Annotated in this window: 17 protein-coding genes and 1 tRNA gene; 12 read left to right on the top strand and 6 right to left on the bottom strand. The window is 58.7% G+C overall.

From position 1 onward, the window contains the following. Positions 1-17 precede the first annotated feature (17 nt). The 4 genes from hpf (at position 18) to FHX76_RS08315 (ending at position 5,904) form a co-directional block, all read left to right on the top strand. Positions 18-671, top strand: a complete 654-nt coding sequence (gene hpf / locus FHX76_RS08330; protein ID WP_167149728.1) for a ribosome hibernation-promoting factor, HPF/YfiA family — start codon at positions 18-20, stop codon at positions 669-671. A 225-nt stretch (positions 672-896) separates the two neighbouring features. After that, positions 897-3,692: a preprotein translocase subunit SecA gene (gene secA, locus FHX76_RS08325; RefSeq protein WP_167149726.1), complete on the top strand. Its 2,796-nt coding sequence runs from the start codon at positions 897-899 to the stop codon at positions 3,690-3,692. 242 nt (positions 3,693-3,934) lie between these two features. Then, the gene (locus tag FHX76_RS08320) at positions 3,935-4,642 is read left to right on the top strand and encodes an ATP-binding cassette domain-containing protein (RefSeq protein WP_167149724.1); all 708 of its coding nucleotides are present in this window, start codon (positions 3,935-3,937) and stop codon (positions 4,640-4,642) included. Beyond that, complete coding sequence (locus FHX76_RS08315) at positions 4,639-5,904, top strand: ABC transporter permease (RefSeq protein ID WP_167149722.1); 1,266 nt, start codon at positions 4,639-4,641, stop codon at positions 5,902-5,904. Before FHX76_RS08320 ends, FHX76_RS08315 begins: the two co-directional genes overlap by 4 nt. A gap of 159 nt (positions 5,905-6,063) precedes the next feature. Here FHX76_RS08315 and FHX76_RS08310 read toward each other — a convergent pair whose 3' ends face one another. The 4 genes from FHX76_RS08310 to FHX76_RS08295 all read right to left on the bottom strand — a co-directional run bounded on the left by FHX76_RS08310 (position 6,064) and on the right by FHX76_RS08295 (position 14,420). Continuing rightward, on the bottom strand, positions 6,064-8,829 hold the full coding sequence (locus FHX76_RS08310; RefSeq protein ID WP_167149720.1) for a leucine-rich repeat domain-containing protein: 2,766 nt from the start codon (positions 8,827-8,829) through the stop codon (positions 6,064-6,066). A gap of 217 nt (positions 8,830-9,046) precedes the next feature. After that, positions 9,047-11,620, bottom strand: a complete 2,574-nt coding sequence (locus FHX76_RS08305; protein WP_208402470.1) for a leucine-rich repeat domain-containing protein — start codon at positions 11,618-11,620, stop codon at positions 9,047-9,049. 201 nt (positions 11,621-11,821) lie between these two features. Next, entirely contained in the window at positions 11,822-13,207 is a 1,386-nt protein-coding gene (locus FHX76_RS08300) for a DUF4032 domain-containing protein (RefSeq protein WP_167149717.1), read from the bottom strand. A gap of 115 nt (positions 13,208-13,322) precedes the next feature. Beyond that, complete coding sequence (locus FHX76_RS08295; protein WP_167149715.1) at positions 13,323-14,420, bottom strand: ABC transporter ATP-binding protein; 1,098 nt, start codon at positions 14,418-14,420, stop codon at positions 13,323-13,325. Positions 14,421-14,661: 241 nt separating this feature from the next. Here FHX76_RS08295 and FHX76_RS08290 point away from each other — a divergent pair, with 241 nt between their 5' ends. The 3 genes from FHX76_RS08290 (at position 14,662) to FHX76_RS08280 (ending at position 18,556) form a co-directional block, all read left to right on the top strand. Next, positions 14,662-15,570: a DsbA family protein gene (locus FHX76_RS08290; RefSeq protein ID WP_167149713.1), complete on the top strand. Its 909-nt coding sequence runs from the start codon at positions 14,662-14,664 to the stop codon at positions 15,568-15,570. A 78-nt stretch (positions 15,571-15,648) separates the two neighbouring features. Further along, positions 15,649-15,721: transfer RNA gene (locus FHX76_RS08285), tRNA-Thr, on the top strand. A gap of 222 nt (positions 15,722-15,943) precedes the next feature. After that, on the top strand, positions 15,944-18,556 hold the full coding sequence (locus FHX76_RS08280; RefSeq protein ID WP_167149711.1) for a phosphatidylglycerol lysyltransferase domain-containing protein: 2,613 nt from the start codon (positions 15,944-15,946) through the stop codon (positions 18,554-18,556). A gap of 4 nt (positions 18,557-18,560) precedes the next feature. Here FHX76_RS08280 and FHX76_RS08275 read toward each other — a convergent pair whose 3' ends face one another. Then, positions 18,561-18,920: a metallopeptidase family protein gene (locus FHX76_RS08275; RefSeq protein ID WP_167149709.1), complete on the bottom strand. Its 360-nt coding sequence runs from the start codon at positions 18,918-18,920 to the stop codon at positions 18,561-18,563. A gap of 122 nt (positions 18,921-19,042) precedes the next feature. On the opposite strand from FHX76_RS08275, the gene FHX76_RS08270 reads away from it, so the two are divergent. The 4 genes from FHX76_RS08270 to FHX76_RS08255 all read left to right on the top strand — a co-directional run bounded on the left by FHX76_RS08270 (position 19,043) and on the right by FHX76_RS08255 (position 24,032). Then, the gene (locus FHX76_RS08270; RefSeq protein ID WP_167149707.1) at positions 19,043-20,635 is read left to right on the top strand and encodes a hypothetical protein; all 1,593 of its coding nucleotides are present in this window, start codon (positions 19,043-19,045) and stop codon (positions 20,633-20,635) included. Between the two features lie 90 nt (positions 20,636-20,725). Further along, positions 20,726-21,115 (top strand): hypothetical protein, encoded by a 390-nt coding sequence (locus FHX76_RS08265; protein WP_167149705.1) that lies wholly within the window; start codon positions 20,726-20,728, stop codon positions 21,113-21,115. Between the two features lie 144 nt (positions 21,116-21,259). Then, positions 21,260-22,294 carry an LLM class flavin-dependent oxidoreductase gene (locus FHX76_RS08260; protein ID WP_167149703.1) on the top strand — a complete coding sequence of 345 codons (1,035 nt, stop codon included), beginning with the start codon at positions 21,260-21,262 and terminating at the stop codon, positions 22,292-22,294. Positions 22,295-22,511: 217 nt separating this feature from the next. Further along, the gene (locus tag FHX76_RS08255) at positions 22,512-24,032 is read left to right on the top strand and encodes an AbgT family transporter (protein WP_208402469.1); all 1,521 of its coding nucleotides are present in this window, start codon (positions 22,512-22,514) and stop codon (positions 24,030-24,032) included. An 88-nt stretch (positions 24,033-24,120) separates the two neighbouring features. Here the strand turns inward: FHX76_RS08255 and FHX76_RS08250 are convergent, their stop codons facing one another. Continuing rightward, positions 24,121-24,759 carry a LysE family translocator gene (locus FHX76_RS08250; protein WP_167149701.1) on the bottom strand — a complete coding sequence of 213 codons (639 nt, stop codon included), beginning with the start codon at positions 24,757-24,759 and terminating at the stop codon, positions 24,121-24,123. Between the two features lie 110 nt (positions 24,760-24,869). Here FHX76_RS08250 and FHX76_RS08245 point away from each other — a divergent pair, with 110 nt between their 5' ends. Next, the gene (locus FHX76_RS08245) at positions 24,870-25,322 is read left to right on the top strand and encodes an Lrp/AsnC family transcriptional regulator (RefSeq protein ID WP_167149699.1); all 453 of its coding nucleotides are present in this window, start codon (positions 24,870-24,872) and stop codon (positions 25,320-25,322) included. The last annotated feature ends 376 nt before the right edge of the window (positions 25,323-25,698 follow it).

The following is a 25,698-nucleotide window of genomic DNA, read 5'->3' as shown; positions in this document are numbered from 1 at the left end:
GACAGGGAGGTCTCACTGTGGAAGTTAACATCCGTGGACGCAACGTTGGAATTACGGACCGCTTCGAAGAATACGCACGAGCCAAGACCGAAAAGGTTGAAACCCTCGATGAACGGGCGCAAGTGCTCGAAATTAAGGTGTCGCGTCAAACCGATCGAAGCCCATCAAACGGAGACCGCGTCGAGCTCACGCTCATCGGCCCAGGGCCAGTCATTCGAGCCGAATCAGACGGCAACGACAAATACTCCGCCTTTGATACGGCAATGGCACGGCTGCTTGAGCGAGTTCGCCGAGCAAAGGACCGCAAGAAGGTTCGCCGCGGGCGCGGACGCACCTCGCTCGGTGAAGCCGCAACCGACGCCTTTGCCGACGTTGGAATCGTTCCGGCCGATGGTGAGGTTATCGAACGGGTCAGCACCGGGCAGGTAGCTACCATCACCGATGAGAACGACTCATCTTCAGGCGACTACAGCCCCATCGTCATCCGGACAAAAGAATTTGAGGCTACACACCTCACCGCCGAAGAGGCCGTCGATCAGATGGAACTTGTCGGTCATGATTTCTTTTTGTTCATCGAAGCCGAAACAAAGCGCCCAAGTGTCGTCTACCGCCGCAAAGGTTGGGACTACGGAGTTATTGGTCTCAACGAAGCCGTTGAGGTGCTTGGCTAGCTGACACATCGGCCAATTACTAACCGATACGCTAACGGTCGTTGCCGGTTCACGATAAACTCGTGAACCGGCAACGGTTTTTTGTGTACGGACAGCTCGCGCACAGCCCAGACCCCACTACGATTGATAAAGTGGATGATTGCCTTCGGGCAATTGCGCCTCGTGACACAAGGTCTCGCACCAAAGATGGCCTCGTGCGCGCACATGACAAGATGGAGAAATTCGGTGGCTTCAGTACTCGAAAAGGTTTTGCGTGTTGGTGAGGGCCGTACCCTCAAGCGTCTGCAAAACCAAGCCAAAGCAATTAACGCCCTGGAGCCAAGCTTCAGCGACCTCACCGACGAGGAATTGCGTGACGAAACAGCGGACTTCCGCAAGCGCTTCGCCGCGGGCGAGACACTCGACGACCTGCTCCCAGAAGCATTCGCCGCGGTTCGTGAAGCATCAAAGCGCACCCTTGGCCTCCGTCACTTTGACGTGCAGCTCATGGGTGGCGCCGCACTGCACAGTGGAAACATCGCCGAGATGAAGACCGGTGAGGGTAAGACGCTCGTCGCGACTCTCCCCGCATACCTCAACGCCATCGCTGGTAAGGGCGTGCACGTTGTGACGGTGAACGACTTCCTCGCAAGCTACCAGGGTGACCTCATGGGTCGCGTTTTTCGCGCGCTCGGCATGACCACTGGCTGCATTATCTCGGGGCAGACGCCTGCAGAACGCCGCGAAATGTACGCCGCAGACATTACCTATGGCACCAACAACGAGTTTGGGTTTGATTACCTCCGCGACAACATGGCCAATAGCACCGCCGAAATGGTGCAGCGCGGCCACTTCTTCGCGATCATCGATGAGGTCGACTCCATCTTGATCGATGAGGCTCGTACACCGCTCATCATCTCTGGCCCTGCCTCTGGCGAGGCCAACCGTTGGTTCACCGAGTTCGCGTCAATCGCGACCCGTCTTGTTGCCGGCGAAGACTATGAGGTCGACGAGAAGAAGCGCACCATCGGAATCCTCGAGCCCGGTATCGAAAAGGTTGAGGACTACCTCGGTATCAATAACCTCTACGAATCAGCAAACACTCCGCTGATCTCGTTCCTCAACAACGCGATCAAGGCACGCGCCCTGTTCACGAAGGACAAAGACTACGTTGTGCTGAACGGCGAGGTCATGATCGTTGACGAGCACACCGGCCGTATTCTTGCCGGACGCCGTTACAACGAGGGCATGCACCAGGCCATCGAGGCAAAAGAGCGCGTTCAGGTCAAGGCCGAGAACCAGATGCTCGCGACCGTGACGCTGCAGAACTACTTCCGTCTCTACGAAAAGCTTGGCGGCATGACCGGTACGGCCGAGACCGAGGCAGCCGAGTTCATGAGCACGTACAAGCTCGGCGTCGTTCCCATCCCTACGAACAAGCCAATGGTTCGTATCGACCAGCCAGACCTGGTCTACAAGAATGAAGAAGCCAAATTTGGTCAGGTTGTTCTCGACATTGTCGAGCGCCACGAAAAGGGCCAGCCCGTTCTTGTTGGAACCACAAGCGTTGAGAAGAGCGAGTACCTCTCTCGCCTGCTCGCCAAGAAGGGCGTTCGTCACGAGGTCTTGAACGCAAAGAACCACGCGCGTGAGGCCGCGATCATTGCTCAGGCAGGTCGCCTCGGTTCCGTGACGGTTGCGACCAACATGGCCGGGCGTGGAACTGACATCATGCTCGGTGGTAACGCCGAGTTCCTTGCGGTCAGCGAGATGACGGCAAAGGGACTCAGCACCACTGAGACACCAGACGAATACGAAGAGGCGTGGGACGACGTCTTCGACGCGGTCAAGGCTGCAGTGAAGGAAGAGGCCGATAAGGTCACCGCAGTAGGCGGGCTTTACGTCTTAGGTACCGAACGCCACGAGTCGCGACGCATTGATAACCAGCTTCGTGGACGAAGCGGACGTCAGGGCGACCCCGGCGAGAGCCGCTTCTACCTGTCACTCACCGATGACCTCATGCGCCTGTTCAACTCTGGCGCCGCGGCTTCGATCATGAACCGCACCGGCGTGCCAGACGACATGGCGATCGAGTCGAAGGTAGTAAGCAAGGCGATCCAGAGCGCACAGTCGCAGGTCGAGGCCCGCAACGCCGAGATCCGCAAGAACGTGCTCAAGTATGACGACGTGCTCAGCCGCCAGCGCGAGGCAATCTACAGCGACCGCCGCCACATCCTTGAGGGCGACGAGATCAAGGATCGCGTCGAAGGGTTCATGAACGACGTTGTGACCGCTGTTCTTGACACCCACGCTGGTTCAGGAACTGGCGATGACTGGGACTTCGACGCGATGTGGACCGAGCTGAAGACGCTCTACCCAATCTCGATCACTATCGACGAGGTTATCGAGGAGGCCGGCAGCAAGGGCAAGATCAACCGCGACTTCGTTCAGCGCGAGATCATGTCAGACGTCAAGGTCGCCTACGCCAAGCGCGAAGAGACCTTAGGATCCGACGCCATGCGTGAGCTTGAGCGCCGCGTTGTCCTTTCGGTTGTTGACCGCCGCTGGCGCGACCACCTCTACGAGATGGAATACCTCAAGGAGGGCATCGGACTGCGTGCGATGGCCCAGCGCGACCCACTCGTTGAATACCAGCGCGAGGGCTACGCCATGTTCCAGAACAGCATGGGTCAGATTAAAGAAGAGTCGATGGGGCTGCTCTTTAACCTCGAGGTCCAGGTGAAGACCAAGGACGACGCCGCGCACACGGTTGCCATTGAGGGTAAGGGCCTCGAAAGCGACACCCCCAACCCGCAGAAGCTCAGCTACACGGCTCCGAGCGACGACGGCGGCGTAGAGGTTCGCAACGAAAAGGGCCAGGTTCAGAAGGCGGCAACGGCAAAGGCGCAACGCAGTGCTGCCGCTGCGGCCCCTGCCGCGCCGGCAGAGCCAGCCGCTCGCGGAGCGTTTGGCCAGGCACAGGCACCCGACGACGACGCGCCCACGAACCGTGCGGAGCGCCGCGCGAAGGGCAAGAAGTAACACACTCCACCTGACCTGCATCTCTTTGCGAGTTTCTGCGTAAATCGCTTCGGTTTACGACAAAAACTCGCAAAGAGATGCAGGTTTTTGGTTGGGGGAGAGGGTGAAGGGGGGGGATAACCCCCGTAAATTTAGGGTAGGCGGCACCCGTGTGCTCGCAGGCCCGGGTTTCTAAGCTGGATGCTGTGCGTCCGCAATCTGCGGAACAGCGCATCCGTCCCCCCAACCAGTGAGGAACCACAGTGCCAGACCATCGTCATGCCACTGCCATAAGCGCGATCAACGTGCGCAAGACCTACGGCAAAAAGGAAAATGCTTTCCACGCTCTTCGAGGCGTCAGCCTTGACATTAGGCAGGGTGAGAGCGTTGCAATTGTTGGCAAGTCGGGCTCTGGGAAGTCAACGCTCATGCACGTGCTTGCCCTGCTCGACAGCCCTGACGAAGGCACTGTGCTGTTTGGCGACAACGACGTGAGCGCCATGCGCACCGCGGACGTGAATAAGATGCGCAATACCCACTACGGGTTTGTATTTCAGCAGTTCTTCTTGAACGGGCGTCAAAGCGTACTCGACAACGTGATGCTCCCGTTGGTAATCGGCGGTATGAGCCCCTCGAAGCGTAAACAACAGGCCAGGGCTGCCCTCGAGGCGGTTGGCCTGAGTGACAAGGTCAAGAACAGGGCCAACGACCTTTCCGGAGGGCAGAAGCAGCGCGTGGTGATCGCGCGAGCGCTTGTGAATAATCCGAGCATTATTTTTGCCGACGAGCCAACAGGTAACCTCGATACGCAGACGGGGCACCAGGTTGAGCAGATGCTGTTTGACCTGAATAAGCAGAAGGGCATCACGCTCATCGTGGTCACTCACGACCCTGAGTTTGCGGCCCGCTTTGATCGACAGATTTACCTTGTTGACGGGCAGATTGTTTCGCAGACGGGAGCGGCAGCATGAAATTCTCCGACACCCTTCGCATGGCCTCAGGCAGCATGTGGCGCAACAAGACGAGAACTATTCTCACGATTGTTGCCATCTTTGTGGCCGCATTCACCATCACGCTCACAACGGCTATCGGCGCGGGAGTTTCAAGTTATCTCGACAAGCAGACCGACAGCTTCGGTGCGCCAAACATGTTGCAGGTCATGAAGGCAACAGAGGATGCGGGTGACGGTCCCGCCGTCTACGACCCGGATATGACCAGCAACTTTGGCCAGTCGATGGCTACGCTGTCGGCTCAGGACGTCGACAAGATCGAGAGCATAGACAACGTCGAGTCGGTTACCCCGTTTGTTGGCATCTCGCCCAGCTTCATTTCGGCTGACGGGAGCGAGAAATATGTGCTCACCGCGCAACAGTTTATGCGGGGTCAGAACGCCGATATCGTCGCGGGTGCCGTTCCCAAAGACGGCGATACCCCAGAGATTATTGTTTCGCCAAAGTATGTGAAGGCCCTTGGCTTCTCAACGGATGAGGATGCGGTGGGCGCGTCGGTATCCATCGGAGTGGTTGACCCTCTCCAGCAGGAGGAAACTATCGAGGCAACTATTTCTGGCGTTATGAACGAGTCTCTGCTCAGCGCAGGGCGTCTGTGGATGAACGACTCGCTTCAGGAGCAGGTCGCGCAGATTGGGCAGCGAGGGCTGCCAGCAACCGTGACTGATCAGTACCTTGCGGCAGTAGCGTTTGCAACCGATACCGACCCAGAGACCCTGACCCAGGTGAAAGCGGACCTCGAGTCGCTTGGCTTTGTTGGTCAAACGGTTGAAGACCAGATCGGTATCGCAAAACAGATTTTTGATGCCATCACGACGGTATTGACGGTCTTTGGCGTTATCGCCCTGCTCGCCGCGAGCCTCGGGGTCATCAACACCTTGTACATGTCGGTTCAGGATCGAACGAAAGAAATTGGCTTGATGAAGGCGAGCGGTCTTTCCTCTGGCAAGGTCTTTGGCCTGTTCAGCATTGAGGCAATGCTGCTTGGTCTCTGGGGCAGCTTGCTCGGTATTCTTGCGGCGTGGGGGCTTGGGCAGGCGGTCAACTCGATTGCGGCTGAGTCGTTCCTCAAGGATTTCCCCGGCTTCGACCTGACTCTCTTCCCGATTGCTTCTCTCGCGGTCATCGTTGGGGTCATTCTGGTGATCACGTTTCTTGCTGGAACGCTGCCGGCCCGACGCGCGGCGAAGCTTAATCCGATTGACGCGCTCCGCTACGAGTAGCGATGGGGCGAGCGGGACGCCTGGCATCCCGCTCAGCACCAATCGATTGGCCTAGCGATCGTAAATCGAGTCGTCACGTTCTGCGGTGTTTGCGCCGCAAAAGCGCTTTCCGTGCAGAACGTGACGACTCGTTCGTGTGTCTGGATGCGGTGCCGGCTGCTAGCGAGTCTTCCTGCGGTTGAGAAGTACTCCGCCGAATCCGAGTGCTGCGAGGAGCGCAGCGAGCCATCCGAGCGTGGCCGCCTGGCCGGTGCCGGTGATGGCGAGGCTTTCAGCAGCCGCACCTGCGCCGTTGCCGCCCGTTGCCACGTCAGTGCCTGCACCGTTGGTGTTGTTGCCGTCGGTGCCGTTTTCGCCGTTGTTACCAGTGTTGCCGGTATCCGTTCCGCCGTTGCCTCCGCCGCCCGTGTCGCCGGACACAACATCAAGGTCGAGCGTGCGAGAAATTGTGTTGCCGAGGGCATCCGCGACCATGATCGTTGCCGACGATGTTCCGGCTACCGGTGGCACTCCGCTGAGCATCCCGGCTGGGTTGACGGAGAGCCACGAGGGGCTACCGCTCTGCAGCGAATACGTTGCGGGCACGAACCCAGGGGTAACGGTGATTTCCAGATCGAAGCGGCTGCCAGCAGTGAGCGTTGTTGGTGCCTCAGAGGTGATCTCGGCCCTGGTGATCGGGAAATCAACGGTGCCGCTGAAGTTGCCAGCTGGTGAGGTAAACGTCGCGGTCAACGCGGTTGCGCCGCTCTGGATGTTTGTCCAGCTGAGCCCTGCGGTCCGGCTTGGTCCTGCGACCAGTCCGAGCGACGACCCATCGGCATCCGTGACCGCAACGGTGTGTTCGGTGGTAAAGGCTGATGAGCCGAGCGGAACAAACACGTCATCGCCGGTGAGGCGCTGGTCGATGGCGCTCAGCTCGACAACGTACTTCAGAGGCAGGAGGGGTGACACATCAGCGATGTGATTGCCATTGATCAGGACCGTGTCAAGGTACTCAGCACTCGACAGCGGGGAAAGATCCGTGATGTTGTTGTTGTTCGCCTCAACGCGGTGAAGATACTCTCGCCCCGTGACCACGCTCAGCGAGGTAACGCGGTTGTCTGAAATGAGGAGCTCGCCTAGGTAATACGAGCCGCTCAGTGGGCTCAGATCGTCGATCTGGTTGCGCGCGGCGTTGAGCGTATAGAGCTCGGAGAGCAGCTCGAGACCAGCGAGTGAGGTGAGCTTATTGTCGCTCACATCGAGGCTGCTCAGGTGCGGGGCAAGTTCAAGGTGAAGGCCATCGAGCGAGGTGATTTCGAGATGAGCCAGTCCAAGCGTCATAAGGTTTGGCGCGTTGGACAGCGCGCCAAGATCGCGCGCGGGATTGTTGCCAACGTCAAGATAGCGCAACTCCTGAAGCTGCGAGAGAGGAGCGAACTCGGCAACTTCGTTGTGGCTGATGTCGAGGGTGGAGAGGCTGCTGATCGTGGCGATAGGGCCGACGTCACTGATCGTGTTGCCCGCAAGGTTCAGCGTGTTGAGCCAGCCGAGCTGCGGAAAGCCGTCGAGCGAGGAGATCTTGTTGTTATTGAGGCTAAGGAGGTTGAAGTAGGTTGACGCCGAAAGGTCTGGGATCTGCGTGATGGTATTGCCGTCAGCAAAGACCGAGTACAGATATGGCTTGCCGACGAGGGCGTCGAGGTCGGTGAGCTCGTTGTTCAACACGCTCACCCATGAGAGCGACGCGGCATTCTCTAGCGGTTCAAGTGTGCTGACTCGGTTGTTATCTATGGCGATTGTGCCAAGGCTGGTGAGGCTCCGAAGCGGCTCAATGGTTGTCAGGTTGTTGTTGCTGAGCTGCAGCGACCGCAAGAGTTCGAGGTTGCGTAACGGCGTCAGATCGCTGATGCTGTTGCCACGAAGCTGGAGCGTGCTTAACCCGGTGAGTGAGGCGAGCGGCGTGAGATCACTGGCGACAGCGCCAACATTATTGAGATTTAGCGTGTAGAGCTCGGTGAGCTGGGAGAGCGGTTGGATGGTGGTAATCGCGGTGGCCTCGAGATCGAGCGAAATGAGCCCAGTAATCGGCGCCAGAAACTCGAGTGACGTCACGGAGCTTTCGTTGAGCCTCAAAGACGTGAGCTGCGTGAGCTGACCGATCGCGGCGTAGCTGGCATAGTCGGTGCGACCGAGCGAGAGGGAACGAATTTGGGTGAATCCGGTGAGCTGATCGAGCGAGCTCAGCGTGGTGCCGTCGAGGCTCAGTGAGTACAGGGTCGAAACGTTTTGCAGCGGGGTCACATCGGTGATTTGGTTCCTGTCGAATGTTGCTGACTGGAGATGCTGCAGGTTCTGGAGGGGGGTGATGTCGCTAAACGTGGTGTCAAACGAAAAGAACCATTCAAGATTGACCGCGTACTCAAGCCCGGCAAGCGTGCTGGTGTCTGGATCGTTTCCTTGGACCTGGAGGAATTGGATGCCTGCAAGGTCGCCCTGTGTGAGGCTACTGTCGTGCGGCCGGCCAAGCTGTTGGTTGATTGCTGCTCTGACGCCCGGAGCGAGGGTGTCAACGACGGCATTTGGGTCTGAGGCCTGGACCAGCGCCGCAGATGGTTGTGCGTTGGCCTGAAACTGGGTGAGGCTCTCGGCTACTGCCTCTAGTACTTCTGGCGAGGCCTGATCGAGTTGCGTTTGCGCGTCGTCGGAGAGGGTGCCGTCAGGAATCGTTGCTGGCTCATCGGATGGGTCGGCAGCGGGCTGCTGAGGATCCGGTTGAGCGGGTGGCAACGTGGCCTGCTGGAGCGCCGGAGCAGTCGGCGAAAGAGTTTGTGCGGTCGCCGCGCTCATGGCTACAGGACTGAGAATGCCTACCGTCAGGCCTGTTGTGAGCGCTGCAACTTTGATCCATCCGGCTGTCGGAATGGCTGCGTGAAACGAAGTCATAAGTGATATAACCCAAACTGGGAAGGAGTATCTGGCGGCGCAGCATTCCCTATCCCCAAATACTGTGCTGCGCGCATGAGACCTAAAATCTCACGTTAATTCTAACGAGCGAAGCAGGGAAAAAGCTGTAATTTACAGCAAAAGGCGGTGGCTACCGCGCAAGATTGCGGGGTAGCCACCGAGAGTCAACGTCTTGGCAGGCGGCCGTCGTGACCTGTTAGTTATTGTTGCGTCGGCGAAGGGCGGTACCTGCGGCAAGCAAGCCGCCAAGGGCGGCAACCGCCGCAGCCAGCCAGCCGAGGGCGGCATCCGGAGCAGCTCCTGTTATCGCGAGTCCCCCGCCAGCATTGGTCGTGCCAGAAGTGTTGTCATCAGGTTCAGGGCCAGTACCTTCATTGCTGTTGCCGCCGTTGCCCGTTCCTCCGTCTAACGCGGCGACCTCAACGGTAATGACCTGACGGATGGCGTTGCCAAGGGCGTCTGCTGCCACAGCCGTAACCGAGTAGGTTCCGGCGGTGGCAGGGACCCCGCTGATCAGGTCGGCAGGGGTGATGGAGAGCCATTCCGCGCCGTCGCCTTCGAGCGCAAAGGTTGCCGGTATAAAGCCAGCCGACACCGTGAGTTGGAGATCAAGTCGTTTGCCAACGGTTGTGTGAACGGCAACCTCATTAGTCAGTGACGACTGGTTGAGCGGGTAGGTTGCCGTACCGCTGTAGTTGCCCGACGGTGAGCTAAAGCCTGCGGTGAGGGCGGTTGCGTCCTCTGCGATTGCAGTCCAACTCAGGTTTGCTGCGCGGGTTGTGGATGCAGTGAGGCCAAGTTCCGAGCCGTCAACGTCGGTGAACGTTCGTGGATCTTCAGCCACAAAGGTCTTGGCCCCGGCCGGGGCGAAGAGCGTGTGGCCGATGAACTGCTGATCGAGAGCGGAGTATGACTCGAGAATCTGGAGTTGGGAGAGCGCAGAGATATCCGTGAGTTGATTCGTATCCGCGCTCAGCGAGATGAGCTTTGTGAACGCCTCGACCCCGTTGAGTGTCGTCAGCGCGTTGTCGTTGACCGACAAGCTATTAAGCGAATCGAACGACGAAAGCCCGTTGAGATTCGTGAGTCGAAGTCCATTCGCGCCGAGCGTGTTGAGAGAGATGAGGCTGCCGAGGGCACTGAGGTCTTCGGCCGGATTGTAGCTGATGTCGAGCGAGTACAGGTACGTTGCCGAGGCAATCGGGGCGAAGCTGGACACCAGGTTTTCGCTGACGTCGAGGACGCTCAGGTTTTGCATGCCGCTGACGATGCTGATGTCGGTGATGCTGTTGCGGGCAACGGTGAGTGAGCCGAGTGAGGTTGCGTTTGCGAGCGGGGCGATCGACGAGATCTGGTTTCCGTTGGCGCTGAAAAAGTACAGTTGCGGCCCGGCAATAAAAACGGGAAGCGTCGTGATGGCGTTGTCGTCGAGGATGAGCCAGTACAGGCGGGGGAGATCGCCGAGCGGCGAGAGATCGGCTATGGCGTTGTCCGTGACGTCTAGGATTGCAAGGGACGTCAGATCAGACAGGGGCGCAAGCGACACGATGTTGTTGCCTGCCGCAAACACCGAGTTCAACAGGGGCAGACCGCTCAGTGGACTGAGGTCGGCAATGCTGTTGTTGCTGAGCCGAAGGGAATCGAGCTGTTGCATGCCGGAAAGCGCGCTCAGGTCGGAGATTTTATTGTCGTCAAGAAAGAGATACACCAGGTCGTTAAGATCTGCCAGCGGGCTGAGGTCGGAGATGCTGTTGTTCGAGGCGGTAAGCGACCGCAGATTTGTGAGCGTCCCAACCTGAGCGAGGTCGCTCAGGGGGGTCTCCATCTCGTTGAGCTGAAGATCGGTCAGCGCCGGGAACTGGATGAGGTCTGTCAGATCGACGATCGGCGTGCCAGAAAGGTCCAAATTGGTCAGTTTGGTCAGGGGTGTCAGCGGCGCGAGTGATGAGATATTGCTGCTCCGCAGCGTGAGCTGGGTGAGGCTTGACAGGTCACCGAGCGCCGAATAATCGTCGAAGTTGGCGCCGTCAAGCATAAGCGAACGAAGCTTCGTGAAGCCACTGAGTTGGTCGATGGAGGCGAGCGTTGCTTCGCTCAACGAGAGCGATGAAAGCACCGGCATGGCGCTGAGCGGCGACACATCGGCTACTGAACCGTTCAAGAAGCTCACATAGTTGAGTCTCGGCAAATTGGCGAGCTGAGAAACGTCGGCGAGGTCATTGCCATAGCTCAAGAACCAGGTGAGGTTTGTGGCGTATTGCAGTCCGTCAAGTGTGGTCGATTTGCCGTAGAGCGGAATGAGAGAAAACGAGGTGATGGTGCTCATTTCGCCCTGTGTGACGGGATGGTCGGCGGCGCGACCCTTTTGCGCATTCACGGAGGTCTGAACCGCGGGGTCGATGGTTTCGATGACGGCGTTGGGATCTGGTGCGCTCGTTGGAGCGGCCGACCGCTGTCCGGCTTGTGGCGCGCTCGCGAGGCCCTGATTGACGGCCGTGATCAACTGCTCGTCCCCAGTGTTGTTCAGTTGCTGTTGCACCTCTGGTGAAATGATGCCCTCAGCGCCTACGATCGTCGGGTTTTCGGTTGGCAGCTTGTCGTCAGGTGTTTCGGCGGATGGTGGCGGGCCGTCAGCAACCGTCGCTGTCGAATCGACAGGTGTCGCATGTGCCGCGGTAGCCGCAACGGGGGTCAGGAACCCCACTGCGAGAATAGTGCTGAGTGCTGCCGCACGAATCCAACCAGCGGTTGGGCGCGTTGAATTGACCAAGGTCATAGTTTGAAAAATACCAAGCCGGGACAGAAAAACGAGCGTTCGCAGCATCCCCTATCCCCATATTTGTGCTGCGCGCTTCGAGAGAATCTTCTCGTAGGAAAAGTTTAGCGAAATAATTATGTGATGAAAATATGGGCGTTGAAATTCACAGGAAACGCTGTCGCCCAAGGGGTTGGTGGACCGACTCTCTGAGTGCTAAACCAAATCGCGCCAGTCGATCTCATCGTCAGGGTCGTAGCCAGGATCTGGCTCGCCGTCGGGGTCTTCTCCTATGGCAGGCGTGAGGGGGTCAACAAAGACGCCAGTAGCGGCCGCAACTTCCTCAGGTGGGATGATGCTAATCGGTGCCGTGTAGGTGCCCGTCGGCGGGTTGTAGAGGCGGGCCTCGTCTGGGCGGTGTGCGAGCACATCCGTAATGTACGACTCGACTGCCTCGGTGAGCGGAATATCGCGCTGCAGTCGTTGACTCTCAAACCAGCGGTGTTCGAGCAACTGGTGGAAGATTTCGGCGGGCTGTAGTTTGCGTTTCATATCGCGAGGGATCGCCATGATGACCGGCTCAAAGACGTCGGTGAGCCACTGGTGGGCAAGCATGTCTTCTGGCAACCCTGAGTCTTTATGGCGGGCAACATACTCGTCGAGGTCATTGAGCAAACGCCGCGCCTGGTTTTCTTGCGCGTCGAGGCCGGTGAGTCGGATAAGGCGGCGCTGGTGGTGTCCTGAATCAACAACCTTTGGCTGGATATGCACCGTTGTGCCCGTTGAATCGGTGGTAATCGACATCTCTTCAATGTCGAATCCCAGCTTATTCAAGCGACGGACTCGCTCACGGATGCGCCAGGTCTCGTCTGCCGCGAAGCTTTCGCTCTTGGTCAGTTCGGCCCACAGCGAGTCGTATGACTCCTGAAGCCGGTTCGCGATCTTCACCGGATCGATGCTCTCATCAAGGCGGCCACTCGCCTGCAGATCGAGCAGCTCGCCGGCGATGTTAATGCGGGCGATTTCGAGGTCGTGATCGCGCTGCCCGCTCGAGAGCGCGCGGTGAACAAGTTTGCCCGTCTCGGCATCGACAAGATACGCAGCAAAGGCGCCAGCGTCGCGGCGGAATAGCGTGTTTGAGAGCGATACGTCGCCCCAGAAAAAACCAATATTGTGCAGCCGGACAAGAAGGAGTGCGAGGGAATCGACCAGGCGGCTCGCCGTTTTTTTGCGCATCCGCCCGGAAAAGAGTGCGCGGTAGGGGAGGGAGAACGTGAGATGCTTCGTGATGAGCACAGATTTGAGCGGTACGCCGTCACGGCTCTGGCGGTTGGTGATGTATGCAACCGGTTCAACACAGGGGATCTCGAGACGCTGGAGCGCCATGAGCATCTCGTACTCACCCCTCGCCATGTCGTCGGTTGTCTCTTTGATCGCCATGATGTGGCCGCTCATGTGGGCGAAGCGCACGAGGTGACGCGAGATGCCCTTCGGTAGCGCGGCGATGACGTCGTCTGGCCATTCGTCGAGCGGGAGTCGCCAGGGAAGGTCGAGGATAGCCGGGTCGACCCGTGCCGCCGTGATGTTGAGTGAGCCGCTCATAAGATGTGTTCCTGATTTATTCGGCTAGCAAGCTGAGGGGCGCTAGCAACTGACAACAACGCCGAAGGGGGTGTGGAAAAATCCGCACCCCCTTCGGTTTCAACTGGTGTGTCGCTTAGTGAGCGGCAGCCTCACCAACACGCTCGCCAGAGTCGATGTTGAAGAGGTGGATGTGGCTCTCGACCGGGTGGACGTAAACCGTCTCGCCGGCGTTGGGGTGGTCGCGGCCGTCGACACGCGCAACGATATCGGTGCGAACGCCCTCGACCTCTGAGTGGCCGTACAGGTATCCGTCGGCTCCAAGCTCTTCAACGAGGTCGACGTGAACCTTAAGCCCCTTGCCCTCGACGTTCGAGATCGTGATGTCTTCTGGGCGAACACCAACGGTAACCTGCTTGCCGGTGATTGCGGCGAGGGTCTCGCGGGGCGTTGGCAGAATTGCGGTTCCGAAGTGGACACCGGCCTCTGACACGTCGGTTGAGAACAGGTTCATTGCAGGGCTGCCAATGAAGCCAGCAACGAAGATGTTTGCCGGTGCGTCGAGCAGCTGGCGCGGGGTTCCGACCTGCTGCAGCAGGCCATCCTTGAGAACCGCGATGCGGTCACCCATGGTGAGAGCCTCTGTCTGGTCGTGCGTTACGTAGACGGTCGTGACACCGAGTCGACGCTGCAGCGAAGCGATTTGCGTACGAGTCTGCACACGGAGCTTTGCGTCGAGGTTCGACAGCGGCTCATCCATGAGGAATACCTGGGGCTGACGAACGATAGCGCGGCCCATGGCAACACGCTGACGCTGACCACCGGAGAGTGCTTTTGGCTTGCGTGACAGGTACGGCTCGAGGTCGAGCAGCTTTGCGGCCTCAAGTACGCGCTCTGCGCGCTCTTCTTTGCCAACGCCGGCGATCTTGAGCGCGAAGCCCATGTTCTCGGCAACTGTCATGTGTGGGTAGAGCGCGTAGTTCTGGAAGACCATGGCGATATCACGATCTTTTGGTGCAACGTCGGTGACGTCTTTATCGCCAATGAGGATGCGGCCGCCGTTGACCTCTTCGAGACCGGCAAGCATGCGCAGCGAGGTCGATTTTCCACAACCAGAGGGGCCTACCAAAACAAGAAACTCGCCATCCTGAATGTCGAGGCTCAGAGCGTCAACAGCGGGGCGAGGTGTGTTTGGGTACAGGCGGGTGGCTTTATCAAAGGTCACTGATGCCATGATTATTTCTCCTTCACCGGCAGGTACGTGCCGGACGATCCGTAGTGAATGGTGATTGCGGCGCAACAACGCGCCACTTCAACACTATGGCATCACCTCCAAGAAATCGAGTGGTTTCACAGGCAATCGTTTAGCTATTTGCCTGACTCGACACTAAAATCGAATATGTTGTGCCACCGAATACGTGGCCTCCTGTGCGACCAACTCACGGTCGCGTCCTCAAACCCACGGAGAGAACCTCATGGCAAACGGCACAGACGGCCGCCCCACCAAGAACCAGCGTCGCGAAGAGGCACGGGAACAAGCCCGCATCACACGCGAAAAGCAGGCCAAAAAAGAAAAGCGCAATCGCGTCTTCCTCCAGGGCGGTGTTGCTGTTGCACTGATCGCCATTGCCGCCGTTGTGGTGCTGCTTGTCGTCCAGGCTGTTCAGCCTCCCGGCCCTGGCCCGCGAAACATGGCGAGCGGCGGATTGGTTGTTGGCGCCGAGTTCAAGGCGCAGACCACCCCTGCCCTTCAGCCAGACGAAGACCCCGTCGTGCCAAAGCCGGACCGTGAAAACGACCCCATCGACATCGTGCTCTATGCCGACTACATGTGCCCAGCGTGTGGTGCATTTGAGCAGCAGAACGCCCCGCTCATCCAGTCGTATGTTGGCAACGGCGAAGCGACGCTTGAGATTCGCCCAGTTGCGTTCCTCGACCGTTTCTCCAGCGGAACCAAGTACTCAACTCGCGCCGCTAACGCATTTGCCTGTGTTGCTGATTCGCAGCCTGACCTTGGCTACGAATACCACAACCGCCTGCTGAGCGCCGAGGTGCAGCCTGAAGAGAACTCAACAGGACTGACCAACGCCCAACTGCTTGAACAAATGGAAGCGGTCAATATTAAGGTCGATGACAAGATGAAGTCGTGCGTCAACGACGGCAAGTTCTCGTCATTTGTGACGGCGTCATCCACCCGTGCCGGCAGCGAGCCCGTTCCGAACTCAGACCTTGACAAGGTGAGCCAGACGCCGACCGTTATCGTGAATGGCGAGTTCCTCGACACGCAGACCTCGACGCTCAACGACCTCATCCTGAAGCACTTCAAGGAGACGTCGACTGACGACACCGCAACTCCAACGCCAACGCCGACTCCGGCAGGATAATTTTGGGGCCTCGCTCGCCACACCAGTGGATGTGGTGAGCGAGGCGCTCAATATGACGCTATACTTTAGTGTCACTATGCCGACTTGGCGCAATTGGTAGCGCATCGCTCTTGTAAAGCGGAGGTTGCGGGTTCGAGTCCCGCAGTCGGCCCTGAGATGGCAAACCCGAGTTTCAACCGAAACTCGGGTTTTGTTGTTAACCTCGGTCATCTGTTTCTGTACCGCGCGATCGATATCGAGAAATGGGCTCCGGGACTCCTCTCGTTCGGCATTTTTCCGGCTTTGATTTGGAGGGGGCTGTTGACGCGGGACGCCCGTATTCGACAGGATGCTATCAACGGCGTCACCGCCAGACAGGAGCCACCCGGAGACCATGTTGAGCACTCTTCCGGCCGCCGTAGTACTCCTCGTCCTATTCGTGATTGCTGGGTTCGAGGGAGTCGGGCTCCCACTTCCAGGCGAAACTATCCTCATGCACGCCCTGCTTACCGTTCAGGATGTGCCTCCCCTTGTGCTGCTGACCGTTGCCGTGGCCGGGGCCGTCGGGGGCGAATTCGTTGGATACTGGATCGGCCGCCGCTGGGGGACGCGGCTTCTTCGTTCGCTTGAGGTGAGATTTCCCGAGCGGATCGTGACGATCGAATTGGCCAGAACGTTCACCGCATCCTTTGGCATCCCGGTGGTTGTTGTCAGCCATTTTGTTGCCGTCTTGTCTGCGGCTTGCTCGCCGCTTGCCGGGGCCTTGGGCATGCGCCTCAAACACTTTGTGTTTGCGAGCATCGGTGGCTCCGTCCTCTGGAGCGCTGTGCTTTTTGTCGTGACACAAACCGGCGATCAGCATGTGGCTGAGACCTTTCGACAGATTGCATGGGCCGCGCTCCTCGTGTTCCTCGTGTTCCTCGTGTTATGGGCCGGGCGGGCTGCACATTCGATAGCTGTGCTCATCCGCCGCACCCCTTTCACACTCAGCTTCGTTGTGGTGTTCCTGACGATTGGTACTCTCACGGATGCGCTGTGGCGCCCTGCCGCCCGAATCGCGACGCTCGAACCGTTTTTTTACGGGCTGCCGGCCTTCGAGGAAGGGCGATGGTGGACGATTGCCACCGGTACGTTCCTTGCGATGACCCCGTGGGAGTATGTGCTCCTTGTTGTTGGTGCCGCAATCGCGGGCAGTCTTTTCGAAGCGCGCTACGGCTGGGCGAAAACGGCGGCGCTCTTTGGCGCTGGCCAAGTGGTTGCAGTCTTGGTGAGTGCGTTTGCCTTGTGGGTACTCGCGCCGACGGGATGGGACTGGGCAGTTCGGCTTTCAACACAGCTCGATGTTGGGCCATCCGGGGGAGTCTTTGCACTAATTACCGGCCTGTTCCTTGTCGCTCGGCCTCCGTGGAGGCTCCGCCTGATCTTGCTGGTTTGGGCCGTTGTTGGCCTCCAGCTGATGTATGTTGGCTCGCTTGCCGACCTCGAACACTTCGTTGCGGTTGCTGCGGTTTCGGTGCTGTATGCCGTGACCCAACGAGGTCGGCAGCGTACCCATATCGGCATCCGGGAACAGCGTCTGATCGCGTTTACCGGCCTTGTAGCCCTTGGCGCTATTCAGCTGTTGTCTGCCCTGTTTGTGCTTGACGGCCCGCTCGGGCGATCAGAACCAGGCGTGGAGGGCTGGGTCGGAGTTGTTCTTGACCTTCTGGTGATTGTTGTCATCGCGCGCGGAATTCGGCGCGGACGACGCTGGGCATGGTGGGTCACAATTGTCCTCGGTATCCTGAATCTCCTCGAACTTGTTGTGCTTGTGATCGGCGTTGCCGTACTTGGGGATCTGGGCGACGAATACACCATTTCGTTTGCTGGCTCGTTGTTGTGGGTCTTCCTTTTTGTCTTTCTCCTGTGGTCTCGGCGCTCGTTCCAGGTTCGCTCGCGCCGAAGGAGCCGGCAGCATACCGGCGGAGCCGAGCTCGACGCCGCATCGATCACCGACCTCATTACGGCGCAGGGTGGTGGCACGCTTTCTTGGATGGCCACCTGGAAATCAAATCAATACTTGGCGACAAACGACGGGCAAGGATTTATCGCCTACCAGGAACACTCAGGGGTTGCCCTTGCGCTCGGCGACCCGATCGTCCCTGACGGGGGGATGGGCACTGCGGTTGCCGAGTACATTCGGTTTACTGATCGGGCCGGCCTCACGCCAGCTCTGTTCTCCGTTGGCAAAGCGACCGTGGATGCGGCTCCAACAGACTGGAGCTGTATCCAGGTTGCCGAGGACACCATCATCGACCTTCCCGAACTCGAGATGAAGGGTAAATCGTGGCAGCCCATTCGGTCGAGCCTGAACAGGGCCGAACGCGAGGGCATCTCGTTCCGGATGTCGAACCTCAACGAGGAAAGCTGGGCCGTCCTCGCCCAGGTGAGGGCAATCTCAGAGGGATGGGTCGGCGATAAAGCGCTGCCGGAAATGGGCTTTACGCTTGGTGGAGTTGACGAAGCCCTCGACCCCAACGTTCGCGTGGGGATCGCCATTGATGAAGACGGTAGCCTGCACGGTGTCACATCATGGCTTCCCGTGTATGGTCGGGGTGGGGTTGTCAGAGGTTGGACCCTTGACCTCATGCGTCGGCGTGAAGGCGGATTCAAACCGGTTATGGAGTTCCTGCTGATCTCCTCAGCCCTCACGTTCAAAGACGAAGGCGCCGAGTTTGCCTCCCTGTCAGGTTCGCCGCTTGCCCACAGCGGCACAGGTAACGTTGGAAAATTTGAGGGCCTGCTTGACGCCATGAGTGGCATGCTCGAACCGTTCTACGGGTTTCAATCGCTGCACACGTTTAAGGCCAAATTTGCGCCACGGTACGAGCCCATGTATTTGCTCTATCGCGACGAGGCCGATCTTCCGCGCATCAGTATTGGGCTTATCCGCGCATTCGTCCCGTCGGCATCAACAGCTGAGCTGGTCAGGCTTGGGCTCTCGTCTGGACGAAGCGACCGCGGCTAGCTCGCTAGCGGGCGTGCTTCGCCGAGAGGCGCTCAAGCTGGTCCTCATCCATGCCGAGGTGCATCCCAATCTCGCGGATAAGGGTGTTCCAGATTTCGCGTTTGAGCTCGTCTTCGTTGTGCGCATGCGCAAGCATTGACTCTCGGTAGAGCACAATGTTGTCAGGCATGGCCTCAGGGCCAAACTGGCCTCGTTCGGTGAGGGGAACACCGCTGTAGACGGCGAGGACGCGGAGGCTGCCATCGGCAGGGCGGTCCTCGACGGTGACGCTCACATTTGCGAGCACCTCGGCAAGATCGTCGGGGAGCAGGTCCATCTGGTCTGCAACTAGGGACTCAAATTTGGCTTCTGGGACTGACTGCATGGCATAAGCATGGCATACGGGAATGCGCCCGGTCACGCGTCCAACGCATACGGATATCGTCGGCGGCCCATCGATCCTGCCCGCCTTTGGCCGCCTCAGCGAGCCAGGTGTAACCTTTTGCAATGTCTGAACCCCCAACGACACCGGAGAACGTTCATCATCACCCCCAACCTGTGGATGGCTTTCAGTCCTGGCTGTGGCAGGCCTGGCCATTGACGAGTTGGATTCTTGCCGCCTACGTCGCGTTTCACCGGCTGCTATTTGCAAGCGGCTGGGAAACGCTTATGTTTCTTCTGCTTTCCCCACTTATCGTGCCGGCTATCGGGCTCATAGAGAGCCTGCCAAGGTTCATCCTTCGTCGCCGCAAGCACGTCACCCTGCCGACGCCGATGGCGTGGATCCTGCCAACGCACTGGGTCTTCATCGTCATTGCAACGCTCAGCTTTGAGGGTTCAACAGACGCGGCCCCCACCCCGTCTGGACTGAGCGTTTTTTCAGGGCAGCCGATCATGGAGACGGTCGAAATGGCGTTTGCCGGGGTGAGTCTTTTGGTCGCGCTTGCGACTGGGACGGCGCTGCTGGTGCTGAGTATTGTTTCGCGCCCCAGGGGTAGCAAGCCCATGAATCCACTGCGGGTTTCGCTAGCAGCCGGGGTGCCTGCGCTTCTTCTCGTCTGCGCGCCCATGGTAGCAGCGGGGGCGACCTCAACCATCCCCGATAGCGAGGGAACGACGCTTCGCGAAATTCGTACGATGCCGATTGGCGAGCAACTTGTGCTTGTGGAAAAGCGATACGAAGAGATGCAGCACGAATTCAGTACTATTCGGGGGTTTGCAGACACAGGCGACTGGGTAGATGTTGACATGGTTATCGACAGCGCAGACTGGAGCGGCTCTGTTGAGCGTTACCAACTCGAACTGTTTGCCACGTCAGCCGACGCAATCGCCATCGATAAGGACGCGTTCACTCAGGACCTCAAGAGCCTTGGCTACGAGCGATCAACATACGGAACTCGGTGGGAGAATCCGAATGGCCAAGCGATTGAACTCAACGAGTATGAGACAGGCGCCCAGCTCGAGTTTCATTCGCCGCAGTGGTGGGGTGACGGCGATGAGCTTCGTGATCGGCTTGATGCCAGTACAGGTGCTCTGAAATCCGACAGATACGCGGCGGACGCGTACCCAGTATTTGGTGCGGTTGCGCCAGCCGAACTGGCCAATGAGTGGTCAGAGAGATCGTGGGACCGTTATCTGCCGTATAACTATCTCGACCTTGAGGAAGAACAAGCAGACGCGGCTGGCGAATTCCGAGAGCCAGTGCGTGAACGTGGCTCTGAGGATGCGGGTGCGGCTACACGCCCTGACGACGCTCGTGCCGTGTTCGACGGCGTTGTCTCTCTCCTCGGCGGGTCTCTTTCTCCGGATGCTGTTCTTGATATTGACCGCCGCCGCTGGGAGAACAGTTACGCCGGTGGCAGCGGAGGTGGTGCCGATCAGTACTTCATTGTGTTGCAGCACACGATCGCGCCGCCAGAGGAACACACTGACTGGGAAGCGGTGGCAGACACCCTGGCAGCAGACGGATGGAGCGATGTGATCAGCTCCCGAGACGGTCTCGCTGCACGGCATCCGACGGGAGACATCGTTGTCGCCTATGACGGCCCTGACGGCATGGTTGTCGCCCTCCGGACCCCGCCCTGGTGGGGTTCAGCCTAGGCTCGGCGGGTGCAGGGCGACCGGTGGGTACCGAGAGAGCTGATCAGAAAGGGAATCGCAATGCGCGAGTCAGATGTGGGAACAGTGCTCATGAAAAAGACCATAAACTTCTTTGCCCCACGGCCGGAACTCGGATACGTGACGCATCTCACGCACGCAAGCTCTCAAAGCATGCGCAACTGGGTTGGGGGACGAATTATTCTCCGCCCAGAGTTCGTATGTATTGAACAGAACCGACTCAATCGTATGGTCAACAGTGGGACACCTGCTTTTATGTTCTCGTACCGAGAGATTACAGGGATAACGCTTGAGCCAGGTTTGCTCACTCGCATCGTGCGGCTCGATTTGGCTGGTGAGGGAGGCTCCGTCTGGGTCCGAAGTTTTGGCGCCGAAAAACTCGCCGCAGCAATCAGCGCTCAGCGCGTATCTCTTGGTCAAGATCCTACGGACGGGGCAAACGTTACTGCGCCGACCAGCTAGTGACGACGTTCCTCGCGAGCTCGATAATCGCGCCGTATCTCGCGGCTTGTTCTTGCCACACACCTGGCGGGAATGCGCCCGGTCACGCGTCGGTTGAACCAGGTAGCGTCTGATGCGAAGCGAACTACGAAAGGCAAAACGCCCATGAGCACGGTTGAATTTGGTCTTGATACCTTTGGCGATGTGACGGTGGATGCCGACGGTGCACCGCTCACCCATGGCCAGGTGCTTCGCAATCTTGTTGAACAGGGGGTTCTTGCCGACAAGGTTGGGCTTGATTTCATTGGTGTTGGCGAGCACCACCGTGAGGACTTTGCCGTTTCAGCCCCTGAGGTGGTGCTTGCGGCCATCGCTGGGCGCACCGAACGTATCCGTCTTGGTTCTGCAGTTACCGTGCTGAGTTCGGATGATCCCGTCCGCGTGTATCAGCGCTTCGCGACGCTTGATGGAGTGTCGCAGGGGAGGGCAGAGGTGATCCTCGGACGCGGCTCCTTCACCGAATCATTCCCGCTCTTTGGCCTCGACCTTCGTGATTATGAGCAACTGTTTGAAGAGAAGCTTGAACTCTTTGCCGAACTGCTCAAACAAGAGCCCGTGACCTGGAGCGGTGCGACGCGGTCATCGCTCACCGCGCAGAGCGTGTTCCCGCGAGTTGAGCACGGTAGCCTGCGTGCCTGGGTCGGGGTCGGGGGAAGCCCGGAGTCCGTTATCCGCACCGCAAAGTATGGGCTGCCGCTGATGCTCGCGATTATCGGAGGAGCCCCTGAGCGCTTTGCTCCGTTTGTTGACCTCTATCACCGGGCGCTTGAGAAATATGGGCAGCCGGTTCAACCCATTGGGATGCACTCGCCAGGACATATCGCCGAAACCGACGAGCAAGCGCTCGAAGAACTGTGGCCTCACTACTCGGCCATGCAAGCGCGCATCGGCCGCGAGCGCGGCTGGGCTCCTATGACCTATGACCGATTCGTTGAGGAGACCGGCCCGTCAGGCGCGTTGTTTGCCGGTTCACCGGAGTCGGTAGCCACCAAGATCGCGGCCGCCGTTCGTGCGCTTGGTGTCAACCGGTTCGACCTCAAATACAGCAACGGAACCATGCCGCACGAACAGCTCATGACCAGTATCGAGTTGTATGGCACGCAGGTTGTGCCCCGAGTTCGGGAGCTCTTAGCAGAGTAGCCGGCGAGATTACTCGGCGACCACGTGAGCCATTTTGGGCGTCTTTTGGCGGCATCCGGTGCGCGAAGATGGTCCGTTTATGAACGCAGGGTAGAAAATCGTCACGACACGAAGCTTTTTTTGCGTCTGACGGTTAGCCTGGCAGTATTCTGAGAACGAGCCCGTTGGGGTGCTGCTCACCGGGGTGGCGATCGGGACTCTCGCAGAGGAGAATGTCATGGCACGCACCAAGGGCGCATCCGTCGAACCACAGCAGTCGGCCGGCGCAATGCAGAGCCTTCTCAACTGGGTTGAGCGGGCTGGCAATAAGGTCCCGCACCCGTCGATTATCTTTTTGGTGCTTATCGGCATCATTATGATCCTGAGCGCGATCTTTGCGGCGCTCGGAACCTCGGTCAGCTTTGAGCAGGCAAACCCGCTCCTCGGACAGGTCGAGGAAGTCACTGTGCATGTGCGCAGCCTGCTCGACGCTGAGGGGCTGCAGTTTGTCTTTACCTCACCCGTGCAAAACTTCTCGAATTTTGCCGTCGTCGGTGTGGTCATTGTCGCCATGATCGGCGTTGGAATGGCCGAAGAATCTGGCCTTATCGGTGCCATGATCCGGAAACTGGTACTCATCACCCACCCGAGTCTGATCACGGTGACCGTCGTGTTCCTCGGGCTGCTTTCCTCTATCGCCACTGACGCCGGATACCTCGTGCTCATCCCGCTTGGCGCCGCGATCTATCACTCGGTTGGGCGGCATCCGCTCGCCGGCCTTGCGGCGGCCTTTGCCGGTGTCTCCGCCGGTTTTGCCGTCAACGTCCTCGTGACGCCGCTTGACGGGATGCTCGTTGAGGTGACCAACGAGGCCATCGCCCTGATCGATCCGAGCGTTTCGATCGGGGTCATGAGCAACTTCTGGTTTGAGCTTGCCTCAGTTGTGCTCCTGACCGTGGTCTTTACCTTCGTGAGTGACCGCATCGTTGAGCCTCGGCTCGGCAAGTATGACGGCCCAAAGCCTGAGGGCGACTCGACGCTCAGCGTGGCAGAAAAGCGCGGCCTCAAGTTTGCCGGCTTTGGAACGCTCGCGGTAGCCGTTGGCATCGCCGCTTTGAGCGCCTGGCCGGGAGCTCCGCTCTGGGGCTACCTGCTTGACTCGCTCATCATGATCATCATGATTGTTTTCCTCGTAGCGGGCATTTGCTACGGCATCGGAACCGGCACTGTGAAGAACTCGATGGATGTCATCAACCCCATCGTCAAGACGATCTCAGGGCTCGCCGGCCTGATCTTCCTGTTGCTCGTGATCGCCCAGTTCATCGCCTACTTCAACTACTCAAACCTCGCGACGGTTGCCGCGGTTGAGCTTGGTGACTGGCTGGAAGAATCCGGTCTCGGTGCTATTCCACTGCTGCTCGGCTTTGTTGTGGTCATCCTGCTGCTCGACATCGTGATGGTTGGTGCGTTGCCAAAATGGGCCATCTTTGCACCCATCTTTGTGCCGCTGTTCCTTCGTCTTGGTGTTGAACCGGATGCTGTTCTTGCCGCCTACCGTCTTGGCGATTCGCCGATGAACGTGATCACACCGCTCATGCCGTACTTCGCTGTTATTGTCGCGTTCGGTGAACGCTATCGCAAGAACATCGGGGTTGGCACGATCGTGTCGATGATGCTGCCGTACACGGCCATCGCGATCGTTGCCTGGGTCATTATGTTCACCATCTGGCTACTGGTTGGTATCCCGTTTGGCTTCTAGCCGAACGACAGGTTGATCTGTTCGCCTCATAGTCCGGTAATTTAGCCAAAAATGACGGACTTTCAGGCGAACAGATGCACACCCCGGACTAGCTCGGAAGCAGCAGCGGGCCGAAGCGTTCCGCGAGTAGAAATGCGCCGATCGACAGCATCGCGATGCTCGAAACACGTGCGATGATGCGAGAAGCGCTCGGCCGAGCTGTGACGACTCTGCGCGCGCCGAGCCCAATGACGGTATAGAGAATCCCGCAGGTCGCGATAAAGACCAGTCCAAGCATCCCAATCTGCGCGGGGAATGGCCAGTCCGCGCGCGGGTCGGTGAACTGGGGAAGCAGCGCGAGAAAGATCAGGATGCCTTTGGGGTTAAGTCCGCTTACTCCAACGCCTTTTGCGGTTCTGCGCCACCAGGCGGCATCCGCAGGCCGCTCCTCGCCGTGGCCGGAAAAATCGCTTGGCTTTACGAGACCGCTGATGCCGATATACATGAGGTAGCACGCGCCAACAAGGGTGATGCCGGTCAGGATGGCCGGGGTGCCTGAAACGATCGCGGCGAGGCCAGCGGCGACAATCGTGGTGAGGATGACGTAGCCAAGCATGAGCCCGCCAACCGCCGGAAATACTCGCCGATCGCGAAGCCCCGCGCTGAGGGCGTAGGCCCAGTCCGGGCCGGGAACCGCAACCATGAGCACGGTCATCCCCCAAAAGGTCAGCAACATCGTTGTGTTCATACTCACTCTTTCGACTGGCGGCGGATGCAGTGGAAAGTCTAGGGAGCATCAGCCCAAAGAGGTTGCTAATAGTTCTACGATTTAGTGATAAGTGTGGAAGAATCTTCCACATGGATGACGTTGATCGCAAGATTCTTGCTGAGCTGCAACTTGACGGGCGGTTAACGATCACTGAGCTTGCCGAGCGTGTGCAACTGAGCGTTTCTCCGACCCACCGGCGGCTCCGCGAACTCGAACGGAACGGTGCAATTCAGAGTTATCGCGCGGTTGTGAACCCCGAGGCCCTTGGGCTGAATTTTGAGGCGCTCGTGTTTGTCACGATGGGCGAAGAAGACAGGGCGACGCTTTTGGCCTTCGAGGAGGCCGTTGCGCGCATCCCAAACGTGCGGCTGGCGCAACGCCTGTTTGGCGACCCCGACTACCTGCTTCGTATTGTGACCACTGATCTTGCCGCATACGCCAGGCTGCAGGATGAGACGCTGTCATCGCTACCTGGAATGCAGCGGCTGACCTCAACGATGGTTATGAAGCAGGTTGTTGATGATCGGCCACTCCCGAGCTAACCCCTCAATCGTTTCTCTCTTCTGAGCTGCGTCCTGCTAACGGCGGACTCACCCTCGCCGGTGGGCTACCTACTCAGACAGAACCGGCACTCAATGATGAGTGGAGTCGACTCAGCCTCAGTGTTTTGGTCACATACTGAACGTATTACGCTGGATTCCCCTTGGGGCAGGGCTGGCATGTAACTCCTCGATGCAGTGAGCTCGGGCTGTACGTTACGCGGGTCAGGCAGCCTCATCTCTCACCCCAAGCAGGTGAACTCGTAGGAACGGTATAGGCAATCTCTGTTTTGCAACTTAGCCTGTACCAACTGTTCGAGTTGAAAGTGAAGCGAGCTGCGCTGTCCTTTTCTGAAGCCTCGCGCACGGCATATCTGCT

Origin of the sequence: Lysinibacter cavernae (assembly GCF_011758565.1) — a bacterium.
Taxonomy (GTDB): Bacteria; Actinomycetota; Actinomycetes; order Actinomycetales; family Microbacteriaceae; genus Lysinibacter; species Lysinibacter cavernae.
This window is presented reverse-complemented; position numbering and strand designations above follow the sequence as displayed.